Origin of the sequence: Pseudomonas koreensis (genome assembly GCF_025447595.1) — a bacterium.
In the GTDB taxonomy this organism is placed as follows: domain Bacteria; phylum Pseudomonadota; class Gammaproteobacteria; order Pseudomonadales; family Pseudomonadaceae; genus Aquipseudomonas; species Aquipseudomonas koreensis_H.
In genome coordinates, this window is the sequence record NZ_JAOEJU010000005.1 from 154070 (window position 1) to 171695 (window position 17626).

Below are 17626 nucleotides of genomic sequence, written 5' to 3' on the forward strand. Positions count from 1 at the left end.
TCAGCGGTGGTGTGCTGATGCTCCATTATTCTGGAGCGACGCCATGTCTGATAAACGCAACTTTCCACGGGAGCCCGCCCGATCCCCGAGTACCGAGGCCAGGTCCGTTGTGTCACGTAGTGTTCACGGCGATCTTCTGCAAAACACCATCCCTGGTTGGCTGACAGGCGCAACTGCGGAACGCCGGATGGCGCTCGGGCAGGCCAGGACACAGATTCCCGACTGGTATCGACAGGCTGGTGCTCAGCAGCGCAAGACGCTGGACGATGCGCACATTGCTTATTTCAGTGCCCAGTCACGCCTGGACAAGGCCATGTCCTGGCTGCAGGACATCGACACCTTCGCCACACCGTTGCTGAGGCAGGCATTGAAGGAGCGATTCAAGGTCGATCTGGATATCAACAAGACTTTTCTGGTGCTGAGGAAACCTCTCGAGATGGGTATTTTCGGCATCGATATCAGCAGCTTCGAAGTCTTGAGGCTACCGCTGTTGCAGGCGGCGCTGCACAACTTCGAGGCGTCGGAGTGTGTCAGCGGTGCTTTTCATGAATCTTCCGGTTTTCGGGCTGAAAGCGGAAACGGTGAGCTGGAAGTCGTTCATACCCTGCTCACCGTCGAACAGTTCACCGGTCTGTGCCGGTCGCTGGATATCGGCACCCAATATCAGAATTACCTGAAAGAGCACCTGCACCCACAGGATCCCGTGAGCGATGCAGTACTGCGGAACAGGTTTTCCACGGCGCAGAAAACCGCACTGCGCGCGGCCGCCGAACGGGCATTGTTGCAAAAGGATATCGAGCCAAAGGATTACCGCTCGATTCTGGAAATCATCAATGGAAATCTCGACCCTCGTCAGGGCCACAAACAGATCTGGTTCAGTGACCTGAGCCTGATGAAGCGCAGGATGACGGGTTGTGTCTGGTTCTCCATCTGCGAGAAGTATCGGTATACCGACGAGTGCCTGCTTTACATTCCCAACGACCCCGATCATCCGTTGAAACGTTACACGTCCAGGCAAGTGGATGAAGTGTTCAAGCAGCGTTTCACCGCACGGGAAACCTCTACATTACGAGGTGCCAGCCCGACGGCCTATCAGCGTTTTTTCAGCCAGTTCGTGGCTTATGCCGATTTGCCTTACTACTTCAGTCAGTTCACCAATGATGCGCCGGACACCTCGTTCGCTGAGAAAGTCGGGCCGTATGCAGCCTTGCTCAACGAGCTGGTCAAGGGCGGTAGTCCCTTCGCCGGCCTGTTCGGTATCAGGAAATTGCCACCTGGACCGGTACCCCGAAAAATGCCGAACGATGACCCCTATCTGGCGCCGAGGGGCATTCCGAGGAAAGGGCACGGCATTTGGGCAGCCAACATCGATCTGTGGGATCACTTGTTTGATCAGTATCGTGAAAAACTGATCGCTGATGCCCGCAGTCATGCAGTACCGACGGTGGATGTCGACGCCAGGGTCAGGTCGGAAAAACTCGCGTCGTTGCTGAACATAGGCATGCTGGTTTTGACCACGGTTTCGATGTTCGTACCCGTGCTGGGCGAGGTCATGATGGCGGTGATGGCCTATCCGCTGTTGCAAGAAGCATTTGCCGGGGTGATCGAGTGGAGTGAGGGGGATCGCAAGACTGCCAGGGCTCATCTGCTGGATGTGACACAGAATCTGGTGTTGCTTGCGATAACGGCCGGCGCGGGCAAGGGCCTGGCGAAGCTGGTAGCGGTGAAGGCTGACCCCATGATCGAAAACCTGCATCAGGTCACGCTGCCCGATGGCAACACCCGTTTATGGAAAGCCGATCTTACAGGTTACGACGCTGCCATTACCCTGGACCGCGACCTTGCCCCCAATATCCGCGGCCAATACGTTGTCGGTGGCAGGCACTACATCCGCATGAGCGGCAAGGTGTATGAGCAGTTCCATGATCCCGTCCTCGGACGCTGGCGTATCAGGCATCCCTTCGACGCCGAGGCCTATCAGCCAGAACTGACGCACAACGGTGCCGGTGCCTGGCGTTATGCCCAGGAGCGTCCGCTGGGGTGGGATCGATTGACGCTGTTGCGTCGGCTGGGGCCTGTTACCGAAGCCTGGAGCGACGAACAACTGCTGCAAATCGGCGACATCAGCGGCATCAGTGACGGCGCGTTGCGCAAGCTGCACATGGACAATTCCTTGCCACCACCGCAGTTGACCGAGGCCATGCGCCTGTTTGAAGCCGACCATGGTGTCGAGCAGGTGATCGGGCAACTGGAAACAGGTGGATCGATCGACCACCGCTACCTCTACAGCCTGCCTCTGATCACTGAAATGCCAGGGTGGCCGGCAGGACGTCTGCTTGAAGTGTTCGAAAAACCGGACCTGTCGGGAAGTCCGGTCAAGTACGGTTCAGAACGTCTGTCACCGGGAATGAAGGTCAGACCGTCGATTCGTATCAGTCGGTCCGATGTCCTGAGTGGTGAATTGCCGGCGCGCATCCTCGCTGTATTGGAGGAGTCCGAAATCACTCGTCTGCTGGGAGGCGAGCCCGCCCGATATCGTGACTTGCGCCCGCGCGAGTTCAGAAAGCAGATTGCCGACTTCGCCAAGGGTCGTCGACCCGCCCTGTTCGAAAGTTTGTACAAAGGCACCGCTCCGGTGAGCGCACGCGTCGCGCGATTACAGAGAGTGTGTCCGGGGCTCAGTGAACCGGCGGCGAACGCCGTACTTGCCCAGAGTGAGGCCGAATCCCTGACACGACTGGACAGCACGGGGCGCGTGCCCTTGCAAATGCAGGAGCTGGGCCGCTGGTATGCACAGGAGGGGCGGCTCACACGGGCTTTTGCCGGCCTCTATGGTGAAAACATGCTGATGGCGGACAGTGCGCGCCTGGCCTTGAATACACTCGCCAGACTGCCCGGCTGGCTGGGGGATGTGCGGCTGGAAATTCGCGAGCGTGGTATTGAAGGGCCGCTGATCGAGGGCATCGGCGACAAGTCGGCAACGATCCGCAAGTTCCTGGTCAAGAATGGTCCGACCTACCAGGCATTCGATGAGCGCGGTGAAAGTCTGAACTCGCTGCCCGTTCATGGTGACAACTTCTACAGTTCGATCCTGCATGCCTTGCCGGACAGCTCCCGTCAATCCTTGGGCATCGCCGAGGTGTGGCGCAGCCTGGATTTGCAGCAGGCCATCATTGACTACGCCGTCGGGCATCGCCGCACCGCTGAGTCACTGCTGCAACCGACCGGGACTGGCAGACGCTGGATCAAGCCACCGCAGCGAGTATCGGCGACGCTTCTGGGCTATCCGGCCAGTGGTGTGCCGGGAGAATTTGCACCGTCGTTGGTGGCTCGAACCCGGGACGTCTACCCCGCATTGACCGAACATCAAGCAAGGGATTTTGTTCTCGGCCAGTTGCGTATGGGTAAATCCGATCAGCAAATTCATCATCAGCTCAATAATCTGCTGCGCGAGTGGCAATCCCTGGAAAGTGCGCTGGATGAGTGGCTGACAACATTGCCGGCACAGCCTCATGCACCTCTGCTCGGGCCTCGATTCACCGCACAAAGCATCAAGACCTGCTGGCGTATGTCGCCGCTGGCCGAGCAGTACCCGCAATTTTCCCGACTCTCCATGGTTTGCGCACATCCCTTGCCGGCATTGACCGCCGACTTCGCGCATGTGCGCGAGTTGACCCTGATGGCGCCGGACTCGCTTCCTCTGCTGTCTCTTTTTCCAAATGTGGAAACACTGGCAATCTCGGCACCGGGTACGGGAATCGACAATCTGTTCGACGCGTTGAGTCCATTATCCAGCCTCAAGGACCTCAATCTGAATGCCGAGACGATGCACGGCTTGTCCTCTCGATTGAACGGTATGACGCAACTCGAGCATCTGGCGTTGCAGGTATTGCCCCGTGGCGGGACGCTGTCCGGTCCGAGCGTGCTGGATGTCAGTGGCATGGTTAATTTGCGGAGCCTGACAGTGAGCGACGATGCCATGCGCGAATGGCCCGTCGGCGTGCCGGATTTGCCATTGCTCGAGCGCCTGGATCTGCAGCGCACAAGGATCGCCACGCTGCCGACGCCCCTCTATCAAACGCATGAGCGACTGTTGTCCGGATTATCGCTGGACTGGTCGCAATTCTCGCGCGAAGCCTTCAAGCCGGTTTTTGCGTCTTTCAGACTACAACCCCTGCGTGCCGGTGACCTTGATGCGATGCTCAGGGATTACTGCCGGGGGCAATTCAGACGCTTCGCGGGTCTGCTGCCGAGTTTCTATGAAGACCTGATTGACCCGTTCACCGAAGAGTGGCCGGACGTTCAGGCGAGATTCGACGCGATGGAGGGTTTGAATGAGCAGTACGACAAGCTCGAGCGACTCGATGCATGGGTGGGTAATGCGTCGGATCTTTCCCATGGAGGTTACGTCCGGGCAGCGGTGTCCACCGCCCTGAAAACCAATTGGCGTGCAGGCCTTCTGGCGCGTTACGGAGCCGTGAGGGGGAGCCGGTACAACCTGTTTGTTGCAGGACAGGCGCCGTTACTCGAACTGACAGGGGCGTTAGTGTCCAGTTTGCCGGAACTGCCTGCCGAGGGGTTCACTCACGTAACGACACTGTGCATGAACAGCTTTCGGGCGCCGGATGCACAGATGGTCAGTTTCCTGCGCACGTTCAAGCATCTTCAGACGCTTGAGTTGATCGATTGCGGGTTACTCGAACCGGTTTTTTCGGGCCTTGACCTATCGGGACTCGAACACCTCAACCTGCGTAACAATCCGCTGCGGGCGCTCGATGTCAGTGGCATGCCGCATCTCAGATCGCTCGATCTGAAGGGGACGCAACTGACGCAATGGCCCGTGGGTGTCGAGCAGTTGGGTAAGCTGACATGGCTGGATCTGCGTGACAGCCGGATCCGTTCGATACCGTCTTCGGTGCTTGCGAACGAGGCGTTGCTGCTCAATACCAACCTTGTCGGAGCCCCCTTGGAGCCCACGGCACAAACACACCTGGCTGCACAGCGACAGCGCATTGAAATACGCAGGGGGCTTGAACCCGACACCCTGAGCCGGTTTTCCCAAATGGAAGTGCCGGCTGACTTTCCACCCGGAGAAAGCGGTTCATCGATCGCTCGTCGATTGTTGCCGCTCCCGCCACCGCCCGATGCGGGCCATGGCATGTCGTGGTTCGCCTCACGTCTGCAGCGTCTGGTCCCCGAGTTCTCTGAAGTGCAAGCCCGTCAGGCATTGGAGACCATGCGCGCCTCCGGTCCTGCTGATCTCCAGATCGGTGAACGAATTGCTGCCTGGGAACGCTCATTCGAAGTCCTGATCCGTCGGCTCAACAGTTGGCTGTTCATCCGCGAAACGAGTGGTGAGGGCTGGGTCGTTTCGGCGCAAACCCGTGGCAGTGCGGCTCAACGCATTCTGGGCTGCTGGCGTGACGGTCTGGTGGGCCGGGCCGGAGACGCCGGTCATCAGTTGAGCCTCGATGGCCTGCAACTGGGTGACTTGCCAGCCCTGCCTGCGGAGTTCGGGCATGTCAGCGATCTGAACCTGTCGGGTGTGCGGCTTGGTGCGCAAGGTTCCGATGATTTTCTGGGTGCCTTTCCCAACGTGACGTCGCTCAACCTCAGCGGCCAGGACTTGCCGTTCGTACCCAATGGCATTATGCAAATGACTCGCCTGGAACGTCTGGAGCTTTCGGGTATAGGACTCGCCGACCCTGACCCGTTGTATTTTTCCCTGGCGCCCCTTGAGCAATTGCAATGGCTGGATCTGAGCCACAACCTGCTGCCTGGCTTCAACACCGAACTGTTCGAACAGCTTGAAGGCCTGGATCTGCGCAACAATCTGTTGATGGACTGGCCCGAGGGTGTGCTGGGCAATCGCGCACTGCGAACCTTGAACCTGAGCGGCAACGATATCGATTCGATCCCGCTGCACATTCTGGATGGCTCCCATGAGCAACTGGTGGCGGGCACCGATATGTCCGATAACCACAGTCTGACGCTGGAGTCGTTGCGTCGGATGAGTCAGTACGCACAAGCCGGCCATCACGATCCGGTCATGAACATCTCTCGAACCGAGCTCCAACGGATGATCGATGCGGCCGAAAGCGGCTCCAGCAGCGAGGGCTGGTCGGAAACCGAATCCGAGGGGCTTGCCGAGGATGATCCTGGCGCAGGCCCCGTGTTGCCGGATGAGGTGGTCGATCACCCGGGAATACAGGCCATTGCCGAGCAGGCGCAACCCTGGCTCGAGAGCATGCCCGCTGAGGAAGTCGGTCGTTACCGGACTTTGTGGGAGGGGCTGGCGGGGGAGTCGGACAGCGGCGCGTTTTTTCACCTGCTTGAACAAATGAGGGGGACCGAAGAGTTCAGGCGTTATCGCGCCGACCTCACGCGCCGGATCTGGGGGGTTGTGGAGGTTGCCGAGCGCCATGCCGAACTTCGGCAGAGGCTGTTTGCGATGGCGCGCACGCACACCACCTGCGTGGATGGTCGCACGCTGGCGTTCAGTGAGATCGAAGTGGCGGTATTCGAATACTCCACGTTGCTTCATGCCGAGCCGGGTCTGGCACAGAAAGGTCGTGCCTTGTTGAATCTTTCACGCCAGCTGTTTCGTCTGGAACAGGCCGAAAAACTGGCTGATGCGACGATGGGGCCACTGGCTGATCCGGCGGAGGTCCGGCTGCAATATCGGATCGGGCTGACCGCCGGATGGCCGGACGGACTGCTCCTGCCCGGACAACCCAGAGCCATACGTTTCGCCAGGCCCATCAGTGGTGAAATGCTGGCGCGGGCGCGGGCGAAAATCATCGACGCCGAACTCAGCGCAAACTTTTATGAACAACTGATAAGTCGCCACTACTGGATTGATTATCTGCACGAGAAGTACCCGCAGGACTTCAACGAGCTTGAGCAGAAATCATCTGAAAAACTGGCGAGTATCGAAGACGAGCATGATGACCTGAACAGCAATGCCTACGCCGAAGCCTTGGGGAGGCTGGAGGTCGAACGCGCGACGGCGCTGAACAGGAAACTCATTGAGTTGTCGCGGGAAGAGGCCGGCGCAGACTCGCGACCGGCACAGGGGCCTGATCAGCCGGGCACCTCGAAAAACCTGATGAGGCCTCCCTCTTCGTAACATCTGTCGGCTGACGCTCTCTGGCGCCTGGTGTTGGCGTCAGAGAGCGTCGAAGGCATTCAGAACAGAAAGTACCGTTGGGCCATCGGCAAGGTTTCGGCCGGCTCGCACCACAACAGCACACCGTCGGCCTTGACCTGATAGGTCTGCGGATCGACATCGATCTGCGGCAGATAATCGTTGTGGATCAGGTCGGTTTTCTGCACATCACGGCAGCCTTTGACCACCGCGATTTTCTTCTTCAGGCCCAACGCTTCGGGCAGTCCGGATTCTTGCGCAGCCTGGCTGATGAACGTCAGGCTGGTGGCGTGCAACGAGCCACCGTAACTGGCGAACATCGGGCGGTAATGCACCGGTTGCGGGGTCGGAATCGAGGCGTTGGCGTCGCCCATCAGGCTCGCGGCGATGGCGCCGCCCTTGAGAATCAGCGTCGGTTTCACGCCGAAGAACGCCGGGCGCCACAGCACCAGATCGGCCCATTTGCCGACTTCTACCGAACCCACTTCATGGCTGATGCCGTGGGTGATCGCCGGGTTGATCGTGTACTTGGCGATGTAGCGTTTGGCGCGGAAGTTGTCGTTGCCTTCACCGTCCTGCGCGAGCGGGCCGCGCTGCTTTTTCATCTTGTCGGCGGTCTGCCAGGTGCGCGTGATGACTTCGCCGACGCGGCCCATGGCCTGGCTGTCGGAACTGATCATCGAGAACGCGCCGAGGTCGTGGAGGATGTCTTCGGCGGCAATGGTTTCGCGGCGGATGCGGCTTTCGGCGAACGCCACGTCCTCGGCGATGCTCGGGTCGAGGTGGTGGCAGACCATCAGCATGTCGAGGTGTTCGTCGATGGTGTTGCGGGTGAATGGCCGGGTCGGGTTGGTCGAACTCGGCAGCACGTTGGCGAAACCGCAGGCCTTGATGATGTCCGGCGCGTGGCCGCCACCGGCACCTTCGGTGTGATAGGTGTGGATGGTCCGGCCCTTGAATGCACCGAGGGTGGTTTCGACGAAACCGGACTCGTTGAGGGTGTCGGTGTGGATCGCCACCTGCACGTCGTACTGGTCGGCGACGCTCAGGCAGTTGTCGATGCTCGCCGGGGTGGTGCCCCAGTCTTCGTGCAGCTTGAGGCCGATGGCGCCGGCCTTGACCTGTTCGATCAGCGGCTCCGGCAGACTGGCGTTGCCCTTGCCGGTGAGGCCGATGTTCATCGGGAACGCGTCGGCGGCCTGGAGCATTCGCGCCAGGTGCCACGGCCCCGAGGTGCAGGTGGTGGCATTGGTGCCGGTGGCAGGTCCCGTGCCGCCGCCGATCATGGTAGTGACGCCGCTCATCAGCGCTTCTTCGATCTGCTGCGGGCAGATGAAGTGGATGTGGGTGTCGATGCCGCCGGCGGTAAGGATCATCCCTTCGCCGGCAATCACTTCGCTGCTGGCGCCGATGGCGATGGTCACGCCGGGCTGCACGTCCGGGTTGCCGGCCTTGCCGATGGCGGCGATGCGCCCGTCCTTGAGGCCGACGTCCGCTTTGACGATGCCCCAGTGGTCGATGATCAGCGCGTTGGTGATGACGGTGTCGACCACTTCAGCGGCCAGCAACTGGCTTTGGCCCTGGCCGTCGCGGATCACTTTGCCGCCGCCGAATTTCACTTCTTCGCCGTAGGTGGTGAAGTCCTGTTCGACCTCGATCCACAGCTCGGTGTCGGCCAGGCGCACCTTGTCGCCGACGGTGGGGCCGAACATGTCGGCGTAGGCTTGACGCGAGATCTTCATGTGTTCGCCTTGGAATTCAATTGGTTTTGAGACTGTTCGCTTCGCTCACAGATTCGCGAGCAAGCTCGCACCCACAGTGGGAATGCGATCACCTGTGGGAGCGAGCCTGCTCGCGATGGAGGCACCGCAAAATTCAGAGGTCACCCATGACCCGCCCGGCAAACCCGAACACCCGTCGGTGCCCGGCGTACTCCACCAGTTCCACCTCGCGGCTCTGGCCCGGTTCGAAGCGCACCGCCGTGCCCGCCGGAATGTTCAGGCGCATGCCACGGCTGGCCGCGCGGTCGAAGGTCAGGGCGTCGTTGGTTTCGAAGAAGTGGTAGTGCGAACCGACCTGGATCGGCCGGTCGCCGCTGTTCGCCACTTTCAGGCTGACGGTGCGGCGACCGACGTTGAGTTCGATGTCGCCGGGCTGGATCCGGTATTCGCCGGGAATCATCAGTTCGCTCCTTGCAGGACTTTGTAATAGAGGGCCGTCGGGCGATAGGTGCCGTTGGGGTCGCAGGCGTAGTCGGGGATTTCCCCGGCGCGGGTGTAACCCAGGGCCTTGTAGAAATCTTCGGCGGGGGAGCCGGCCTCGGTGTCGAGGTAAAGCATGCCGCGCTTGTATTGGCGGGCTGCCAGCTCAAGCGCTTCCATCAACTGTTGGCCAAGGCCGCGCCGCCGGGCGTGTTCGCGCACCAGCAGCTTCTGCACCTCGGCGCGGTTCAGGCCGTTGGCCTTCTGGCACAGGCTCAACTGGACGCTGGCCTGTACCTGTTCGTCCTTGACCACCACCCACAGCAAGACGTTGCCCTTGTTCAGGTTGTCCTGCACATCGTCGAAATAGGCGCGGGCCTGCGTGGCATCGAGGTCGGCCATGAAACCGACGCTGGCGCCATACCCTACGGCGTCGAGCAGCAGGTCGATCAGGCCCTGACGATAGTGCGCAAAACTTTCGGCATTGACGCGTCGCAGTTGGGCGGGGTTCATCGGTGTCACTCCTTGTTGGCGGGCGGCGGCTCCGCGCCAGGATTGAGGGTCAGTTGCATGAAGGTCAGGTCGAGCCAGCGGCCGAACTTGGTGCCGACTTGCGGCATCTGCCCGGTGGTGATGAAACCGGCGCGTTCGTGCAGGCGGATCGACGCGGCGTTGCCGCTCTCGATGGCGGCGACCATGACGTGCTTTTCGCAGGTCTTCGCGCGTTCGATCAGCGCGGTCATCAGTTGCGGGCCGAGGCCGTTGCCGCGCTGGTCGCTGCGCACGTAGACCGAGTGCTCGACGGTGTGGCGGAAACCGTCGAACGGCCGCCAGTCACCGAACGAAGCGTAGCCGAGGGTGGTGTTGTCGGCGTCGACGATCACCAGGATCGGGTAACCCTGGGCCTGACGCGCGCTGAACCACGCTTGACGGTTGCCGAGATCGACCGGGGATTCATTCCAGATCGCCGTGGTGTTGAGCACGGCGTCGTTGTAGATGTCGCGGATCGCCGGCAGGTCGGCGTGCAGTGCATCGCGGATGGTGTAAGTCATGGCGCGGCCTCAGACGATCGGTTGATGGACGGTGACCAGTTTGGTGCCGTCGGGAAACGTCGCTTCGACCTGGATCTCCGGGATCATTTCCGGGATGCCTTCCATCACTTGATCGCGGGTCAGCAGAGTGGTGCCGTAGTGCATCAGCTCGGCCACGGTCTGGCCGTCACGGGCGCCTTCGAGCAGCGCTGCCGAGATGAAGGCCATGGCTTCCGGGTAGTTGAGTTTCACGCCACGGGCCAGTCGCCGCTCGGCAACGAGGCCGGCGGTGAAGATCAGCAGCTTGTCTTTTTCGCGTGGGGTCAGGTCCATCGTAGAAATCCATTTGGGCAGATTGAAAAGGTCGGGACTGTTGGCACAGATCCCTGTGGGAGCGAGCTTGCTCGCGAAGACGGCGTCACACTCAGCATTTGAGGTGACTGATGCAACGCTTTCGCGAGCAAGCTCGCTCCCACAGAAAAGCATGTTTCATGTGTTCCAGATTCGGGGTGGCAGGGCTTCGCGGCCAAGAAGCGCAGGCCTGAGCAATCGCCACAGATCGATCATCCAGGCCCGCGCCAGCAACGCTTCACTGGCCAGGCAACGTGCGACCAAAAGACCGGGCAATTGCGTCAGATCCCCGCGCACGTCGTGCCCCAGCGAGCGGCAGCGCTCCAGCAGTTCGGCGTCGACTTCACCGGTCACCAACAACGTCGCAAACACCGGGTTGCCATCCAGCCCGATCGGCGAATCAAGCAAGCCGTCATCACCGACGATGCGCTGGCGCTCATGCCACAACAACCGTCCATCGCGACGAATATCCAGATGCGCCTGGAAATGCCCGAGGTCGAAACGTTCTCCGCTGGCCGGACGACCCAGCGCTACCACGTCCCAGTAAAACAGCCGCGCATCGCCTTCAAGATCAATCGAGGTCGAGAGTTCCGCCTGGGCGGCGCTGTAGACGATGGTCTCCTGAGGCAGCCATTCCAGTGTCGCGCCATCGGCGACATGCAGGTTCAGCGACTGATAAGCGGGCCCTGCCGCGCGATACCACTTGGCCGCGCCGGGGCTGGTGATCTGTGCCCAGGCGCCTTGTTCGACACGGGCGCTGATGTCGAGCCGGTCACCGCCGGCAATCCCGCCCGGCGGGTGGACGATGATGTGCTGGCAGACCTCGGGCCCTTCGGCGTACAGATGCTTTTGCACCCGCAACGGGCCGAGGTGCCGGCGTCGGGTCGGCCGCGTGCAATCGCCGAAGCGGGCGTAGGCCAGCTCCAGTTCGGCATGCCAGCTCGGGGTAAACAGGGCAGTCGCAACAGGTAAGTTCATGTTTTCTGATTATCGTTAGGACGCTACAGATTAGACCGTAACCTCAAATAGTCACCAGCCCGCGCACACCTTCGGCTTCCATATTTTCGCCACGGCCCTGCTGCACGATCTCGCCCCGGGACATCACCAGGTATTGATCGGCCAGTTCGGCGGCGAAATCGTAGAACTGCTCCACCAGCAGAATCGCCATGTCGCCACGGGCCGCGAGCTTCTTGATCACCGCGCCGATTTCCTTGATCACCGACGGCTGGATGCCCTCGGTTGGCTCGTCGAGGATCAGCAGCCGTGGACGACTGGCCAGTGCGCGGCCGATGGCGAGTTGTTGTTGCTGACCGCCGGACAGGTCACCACCGCGCCGCTGTTTCATTTGCAGCAGAACCGGGAACAGCTCGTAGATGAACGCCGGAACCTCCTTGGCTTCGCTGCCGGGAAAACGCGACAGGCCCATCAGCAGGTTCTCTTCCACGGTCAGCCGGCCGAAGATCTCCCGGCCCTGCGGCACGTAGGCGATCCCGGCGTGTACACGTTGATGCGGCTTGAACGTGGTGATCGGTTTGCCTTCCCAGTTCACCGCGCCTTCCTTGGCCGGCAGCAGGCCCATCAGGCATTTGAGCAGCGTGGTCTTGCCCACGCCGTTGCGCCCGAGCAGACAGGTCACTTCGCCGACCTTCACGTCAAAGCTCAGGCCGCGCAGGATGTGGCTTCCGCCGTAGTACTGGTGCAGCTTGTCGACTTGCAGCATGTTCAGTGTCCTTGAAATTCACACCAATCCCTGTGGGAGCGAGCTTGCTCGCGAAGCGATTGGCCTGTCACGGTGATGTCGGATGTGCCGCCGCTTTCGCGAGCAAGCTCGCTCCCACAATGATGTTGTGTCAGCGGCCGAGGTAAACCTCGATCACGCGCTCGTTGTCCTGCACCTGTTCCAGCGATCCCTCGGCCAGCACGCTGCCCTGGTGCAACACGGTGACGTGGTCGGCAATCGAGCCGACGAAGCCCATGTCGTGTTCCACTACCATCAGCGAATGCTTGCCCGCCAGCGACTTGAACAGCTCGGCGGTGAACTCGGTTTCGGCGTCGGTCATGCCCGCCACCGGTTCATCGAGCAGCAGCAATTGCGGGTCCTGCATCAGCAACATGCCGATTTCCAGAAACTGCTTCTGCCCGTGGGACAGCAACCCCGCCGGGCGATTGACCGAGGTGGTCAGGCGAATGGTGTCGAGCACTTCGCTGATCCGGTCTTTCTGCTCGCCGCTCAACTTAGCCCGCAGACTGGCCCACACCGACTTGTCGGTTTTCTGCGCTAGCTCCAGATTCTCGAACACGCTCAGCGCTTCGAACACCGTCGGTTTCTGGAACTTGCGCCCGATGCCGGCCTGGGCGATCTGCACTTCGCTCATCTGCGTCAGGTCGAGGGTTTCGCCGAACCAGGCCTTGCCGTGGCTCGGCCGGGTCTTGCCGGTGATCACGTCCATCAGCGTGGTCTTGCCCGCGCCGTTGGGGCCGATGATGCAGCGCAGTTCGCCGACGCCGATGTACAGGTTCAGATTGTTCAGCGCGCGGAAACCGTCGAAGCTGACGCTGATGTCTTCCAGGGTCAGGATCGTGCCGTGGCGGGTGTCGAGGCCCGGCCCGACGCGTTGCCCGAGGCCGATCGAGTCGCGGCTGGTGCCTTCGTCCTTGTTGGGCTCCACCGGGAAAAACGCCGGTTCCAGCATGAATTCAGCGCTCGCCGTGACTCTCATGATTCACCTCGTTTCTTCAGCAGACCGATCACGCCTTTGGGCAGGTACAACGTCACGACGATGAACAGCGCGCCGAGAAAGAACAGCCAGTATTCGGGGAAGGCCACGGTGAACCAGCTCTTCATGCCGTTGACCACGCCGGCGCCGAGCAGCGGGCCGATCAGCGTGCCGCGCCCGCCAAGGGCTACCCACACGGCGGCCTCGATCGAGTTGGTCGGCGACATTTCGCTCGGGTTGATGATCCCCACCTGCGGCACGTACAACGCACCGGCCAGACCACATAACACCGCGCTCAACACCCAGACGAACAGCTTGAAACCGCGCGGATCGTAGCCACAGAACATCAGGCGATTCTCCGCATCGCGCAACGCGGTCAGCACCCGGCCGAACTTGCTGCGGGCCAGGCGCCAGCCGATGAACAGGCTCGCCACCAGCAGCAACACCGTCGCCAGAAACAGCACCGCACGGGTGCCGGGTTCGGTGATGCCGAAACCGAGGATCGTGCGGAAATTGGTGAAGCCGTTGTTGCCGCCGAAGCCGGTCTCGTTGCGGAAAAACAGCAGCATCCCGGCGAAGGTCAGGGCCTGGGTCATGATCGAGAAATACACGCCTTTGATCCGCGAACGGAAGGCGAAGAAACCAAACACCAACGCCAGCAACCCCGGCGCCAACACCACCAGGCACATCGCCCAAAGGAAATTGCCGGTGCCGCTCCAGTACCAGGGCAATTCGGTCCACGACAGGAAGGTCATGAACGCCGGCAGACCATCACCGGCAGCCTGGCGCATCAGGTACATGCCCATCGCATAACCGCCGAGGGCGAAGAACAGACCATGACCCAGCGACAAAAGACCTGCGTAACCCCAGACCAGATCCAGCGCCAGGGCGACGATGGCGTAGCAGAGAATCTTGCCCACCAGCGTCAGGGTGTAAGCCGAAACGTGCAGCGCACTGTCCGCCGGCAACAACGACAGCAGCGGCAGGGCGATCAGCAACGCGAGAACCACCGCGCCGACAGCGAGCGTGACTTTCGGGCCGGCCTTTTGTGTGGCCGTGACAAGTAGAGGCTGGTTCATCAGTCGATCACCCGTCCTTTCAGTGCGAAGAGGCCTTGCGGACGTTTCTGGATGAACAGAATGATCAGCGCGAGGATCAGGATCTTGCCGAGCACCGCACCGATCTGCGGTTCGAGAATCTTGTTGGCGATGCCCAGGCCGAAGGCGGCGAACACGCTGCCGGCCAATTGCCCGACACCGCCGAGCACCACCACCAGGAACGAGTCGATGATGTAGCTCTGGCCGAGGTCCGGACCGACGTTGCCGATCTGGCTCAGCGCCACGCCACCGAGCCCGGCGATGCCCGAGCCGAGGCCGAAGGCGAGCATGTCGACACGCCCGGTTGGCACGCCGCAGCAGGCGGCCATGTTGCGGTTCTGGGTGACGGCGCGCACGTTCAGACCCAGGCGGGTCTTGTTCAGCAGCAGCCAGGTCAGCACCACCACAAACAGCGCGAAGGCGATGATCACGATGCGGTTGTACGGCAGCACCAGATTCGGCAACACCTGAATCCCGCCGGACAGCCACGCCGGGTTCGCCACTTCAACGTTCTGCGCACCGAACACCAGACGCACCAGCTGAATCAGCATCAGGCTGATGCCCCAGGTGGCGAGCAGGGTTTCCAGCGGGCGGCCGTAGAGGTGACGGATCACCGTGCGCTCCAGTGCCATGCCGATGGCGGCGGTGACGAAGAACGCCACCGGCAGCGCGATCAGCGGATAGAACTCGATGGCATTCGGCGCATAGCGCTGGAACATCAACTGCACGACGTAGGTCGAGTAGGCGCCGAGCATCAGCATCTCGCCGTGGGCCATGTTGATCACGCCGAGCAGGCCGAAAGTGATCGCCAGGCCGAGTGCGGCGAGCAGCAGAATCGAACCGAGAGACATGCCGCTGAAGGCCTGTCCGAGCAGTTCGCCGACCAGCAGTTTGCGCTTGACCTGGGCAAGGCTGGTTTCGGCGGCGGTGCGCACGTTGGCATCGGTTTCGACGCCGGGTTCAAGCAGGCCTTCGAGGCGGGTGCGGGCCAGCGGGTCGCCGGTTTCACCGAGCAGACGCACGGCCGCGAGGCGCACCGCCGGGTCGGTGTCGACCAGTTGCAGATTGGCCAGCGCCAGGCTCAGGGCGGCGTGGACGCTTTCGTCTTGTTCGCCAGCCAGTTGCTGGTCGAGGAATTTCAGCTGCGCCGGTTTGGCGCTTTTCTGCAATTGCTGCGCGGCGGTCAGACGGGTTTTGGCGTCGGCAGCGAGCAATTGGTGGCTGGCCAGTGCGGTGTCGATCAGACCCCGCAGGCGGTTGTTCAGGCGCAGGGTCTTGGGTTGGCCGTCGACGGTCAGTTCGCCTTGTTGCAGGGCGTTGATCAGTTCGACACGCGCCGGATCGGGCTGCGCGGCCCAGGTTTCCAGCAGTTTGGCCTGTTGCGTGGGGTTGGCGGCGACGAAGTCTTCGGTATCCCCGGCATGGGCGGCCATCGGCAGTAAAAGTGCGACGGCCAGGAGCAAACGGTATAGGGCAGTGGGCATAGTCAGTCGCCTTGACGCGGACATTGTGGGAGCGAGCTTGCTCGCGAAAACGGTCTGACATTCACCATCGATGTCGACTGTCAGGGCCCTTTCGCGAGCAAGTCGAAGCGTCGAACCGTCGCTCCCCCAGGGATTTGTACCCGCCTCAAGTATCGAGGCGGGCATCCAATGGCTCAGTTGCTCTTCACCGCATACTCCGGCTTCTTGTCGTTACCCGGAATGAACGGACTCCACGGCTGCGCCCGAATCGGCCCCTCGGTCTGCCACACCACGTTGAACTGACCGTCGCTCTGGATCTCGCCGATCATCACCGGTTTGTGCAGGTGGTGATTGGTCTTGTCCATGGTCAGGGTGTAGCCGGACGGCGCGGCGAAAGTCTGGCCGCCGAGGGCTTCGCGGACCTTGTCGACGTCGGTCGATTTGGCTTTCTCCGCCGCCTGCGCCCACATGTGGATGCCGACGTAAGTGGCTTCCATCGGGTCGTTGGTCACCGCTTTGTCGGCGCCCGGCAGGTTGTGTTTCTTCGCGTAGGCTTTCCAGTCGGCGACGAATTTCTTGTTCGCCGGGTTATCCACCGACTCGAAGTAGTTCCACGCTGCGAGGTTGCCCACCAGCGGCTTGGTGTCGATGCCGCGCAGTTCTTCTTCGCCCACCGAGAACGCCACCACCGGTACGTCAGTGGCCTTCAGGCCCTGGTTGGCCAGCTCTTTGTAGAACGGCACGTTGGAGTCGCCATTCACGGTCGAGATCACAGCGGTCTTGCCGCCGGCCGAGAATTTTTTGATGTTGGCGACGATGGTTTGATAGTCGCTATGACCGAACGGGGTGTAGACCTCTTCGATGTCTTTATCCGCTACCCCTTTGGAGTGGAGGAACGAACGCAGGATCTTGTTGGTGGTGCGCGGGTAGACGTAGTCGGTGCCGAGCAGGAAGTAGCGCTTGGCGCTGCCGCCTTCTTCGCTCATCAGGTATTCAACCGCCGGGATCGCTTGCTGGTTCGGCGCGGCGCCGGTGTAGAACACGTTCGGCGACATCTCTTCACCTTCGTATTGCACCGGGTAGAACAGCAGGCCGTTGAGTTCTTCGAACACCGGCAGCACCGATTTGCGCGACACCGACGTCCAGCAACCGAACACCACCGCGACCTTGTCCTGGGTCAGCAACTGCCGGCCCTTTTCCGCGAACAGCGGCCAGTTCGACGCCGGGTCGACCACCACCGGTTCAAGCATCTTGCCGTTCACCCCGCCCTTGGCGTTGATCTCGTCGATCGTCATCAACGCCATGTCCTTGAGCGACGTTTCGGAGATCGCCATGGTGCCGGACAACGAATGCAGAATCCCGACCTTGATGGTCTCGGCGGCCTGTACGGTCCAGGTCATGCCCATCGCGGCAATGGATGCCGTGAGTGTGAAAGCCTTGATCAAACTGCGACGCTTCATTGTGCGATCTCCATGAACGTTAAAGTTTTTTATGGTTGGCAGATGCGAACGACTGAAGGGTGTTTTGCAAGGGCTGTGCCCGGTCGGGATCAGGCAGGGAAATGTCGGTTTAGAGCGGTCGCGCGCGCAGGCGACGCACCATGAGAGGACGTGTTGCAT

At 61.2% G+C, this 17626-nt stretch carries 12 protein-coding genes; 1 reads left to right on the forward strand and 11 read right to left on the reverse strand.

Features of this window, described 5'->3' with window-relative positions; genetic code table 11:
* Positions 1–43: 43 nt before the first annotated feature.
* Positions 44–7129 carry an NEL-type E3 ubiquitin ligase domain-containing protein gene (locus N8H71_RS09470; RefSeq protein WP_262193774.1) on the forward strand — a complete coding sequence of 2362 codons (7086 nt, stop codon included), beginning with the start codon at positions 44–46 and terminating at the stop codon, positions 7127–7129.
* Between the two features lie 59 nt (positions 7130–7188).
* Here N8H71_RS09470 and ureC read toward each other — a convergent pair whose 3' ends face one another.
* The 11 genes from ureC to urtA all read right to left on the reverse strand — a co-directional run bounded on the left by ureC (position 7189) and on the right by urtA (position 17467).
* Positions 7189–8889, reverse strand: a complete 1701-nt coding sequence (gene ureC, locus N8H71_RS09475; protein ID WP_262193775.1) for an urease subunit alpha — start codon at positions 8887–8889, stop codon at positions 7189–7191.
* A gap of 133 nt (positions 8890–9022) precedes the next feature.
* The gene (locus N8H71_RS09480) at positions 9023–9328 is read right to left on the reverse strand and encodes an urease subunit beta (protein ID WP_085701013.1); all 306 of its coding nucleotides are present in this window, start codon (positions 9326–9328) and stop codon (positions 9023–9025) included.
* The gene (locus N8H71_RS09485) at positions 9328–9861 is read right to left on the reverse strand and encodes a GNAT family N-acetyltransferase (RefSeq protein ID WP_262159149.1); all 534 of its coding nucleotides are present in this window, start codon (positions 9859–9861) and stop codon (positions 9328–9330) included. The genes N8H71_RS09480 and N8H71_RS09485 overlap by 1 nt, the downstream gene beginning before the upstream one ends.
* Positions 9862–9866: 5 nt before the next feature.
* A complete protein-coding gene (locus N8H71_RS09490; RefSeq protein WP_262193776.1) occupies positions 9867–10400 on the reverse strand; it encodes a GNAT family N-acetyltransferase in 534 nt (177 codons plus the stop codon).
* 9 nt (positions 10401–10409) lie between these two features.
* Positions 10410–10712, reverse strand: coding sequence for an urease subunit gamma (gene ureA, locus N8H71_RS09495; RefSeq protein WP_007950602.1), 303 nt, complete (start codon positions 10710–10712; stop codon positions 10410–10412).
* Positions 10713–10868: 156 nt separating this feature from the next.
* Entirely contained in the window at positions 10869–11708 is an 840-nt protein-coding gene (locus N8H71_RS09500) for an urease accessory protein UreD (protein ID WP_262193777.1), read from the reverse strand.
* A gap of 43 nt (positions 11709–11751) precedes the next feature.
* Positions 11752–12450, reverse strand: coding sequence for an urea ABC transporter ATP-binding subunit UrtE (gene urtE / locus N8H71_RS09505; protein WP_007950600.1), 699 nt, complete (start codon positions 12448–12450; stop codon positions 11752–11754).
* A 130-nt stretch (positions 12451–12580) separates the two neighbouring features.
* The gene (urtD, locus tag N8H71_RS09510; RefSeq protein WP_007950599.1) at positions 12581–13450 is read right to left on the reverse strand and encodes an urea ABC transporter ATP-binding protein UrtD; all 870 of its coding nucleotides are present in this window, start codon (positions 13448–13450) and stop codon (positions 12581–12583) included.
* On the reverse strand, positions 13447–14526 hold the full coding sequence (gene urtC / locus N8H71_RS09515) for an urea ABC transporter permease subunit UrtC (protein WP_007950598.1): 1080 nt from the start codon (positions 14524–14526) through the stop codon (positions 13447–13449). The genes urtD and urtC overlap by 4 nt, the downstream gene beginning before the upstream one ends.
* Positions 14526–16028, reverse strand: a complete 1503-nt coding sequence (gene urtB, locus N8H71_RS09520; RefSeq protein ID WP_262193778.1) for an urea ABC transporter permease subunit UrtB — start codon at positions 16026–16028, stop codon at positions 14526–14528. Before urtB ends, urtC begins: the two co-directional genes overlap by 1 nt.
* Before the next feature lie 173 nt (positions 16029–16201).
* Positions 16202–17467, reverse strand: a complete 1266-nt coding sequence (gene urtA, locus N8H71_RS09525; protein ID WP_007950596.1) for an urea ABC transporter substrate-binding protein — start codon at positions 17465–17467, stop codon at positions 16202–16204.
* Between the last annotated feature and the right edge of the window lie 159 nt (positions 17468–17626).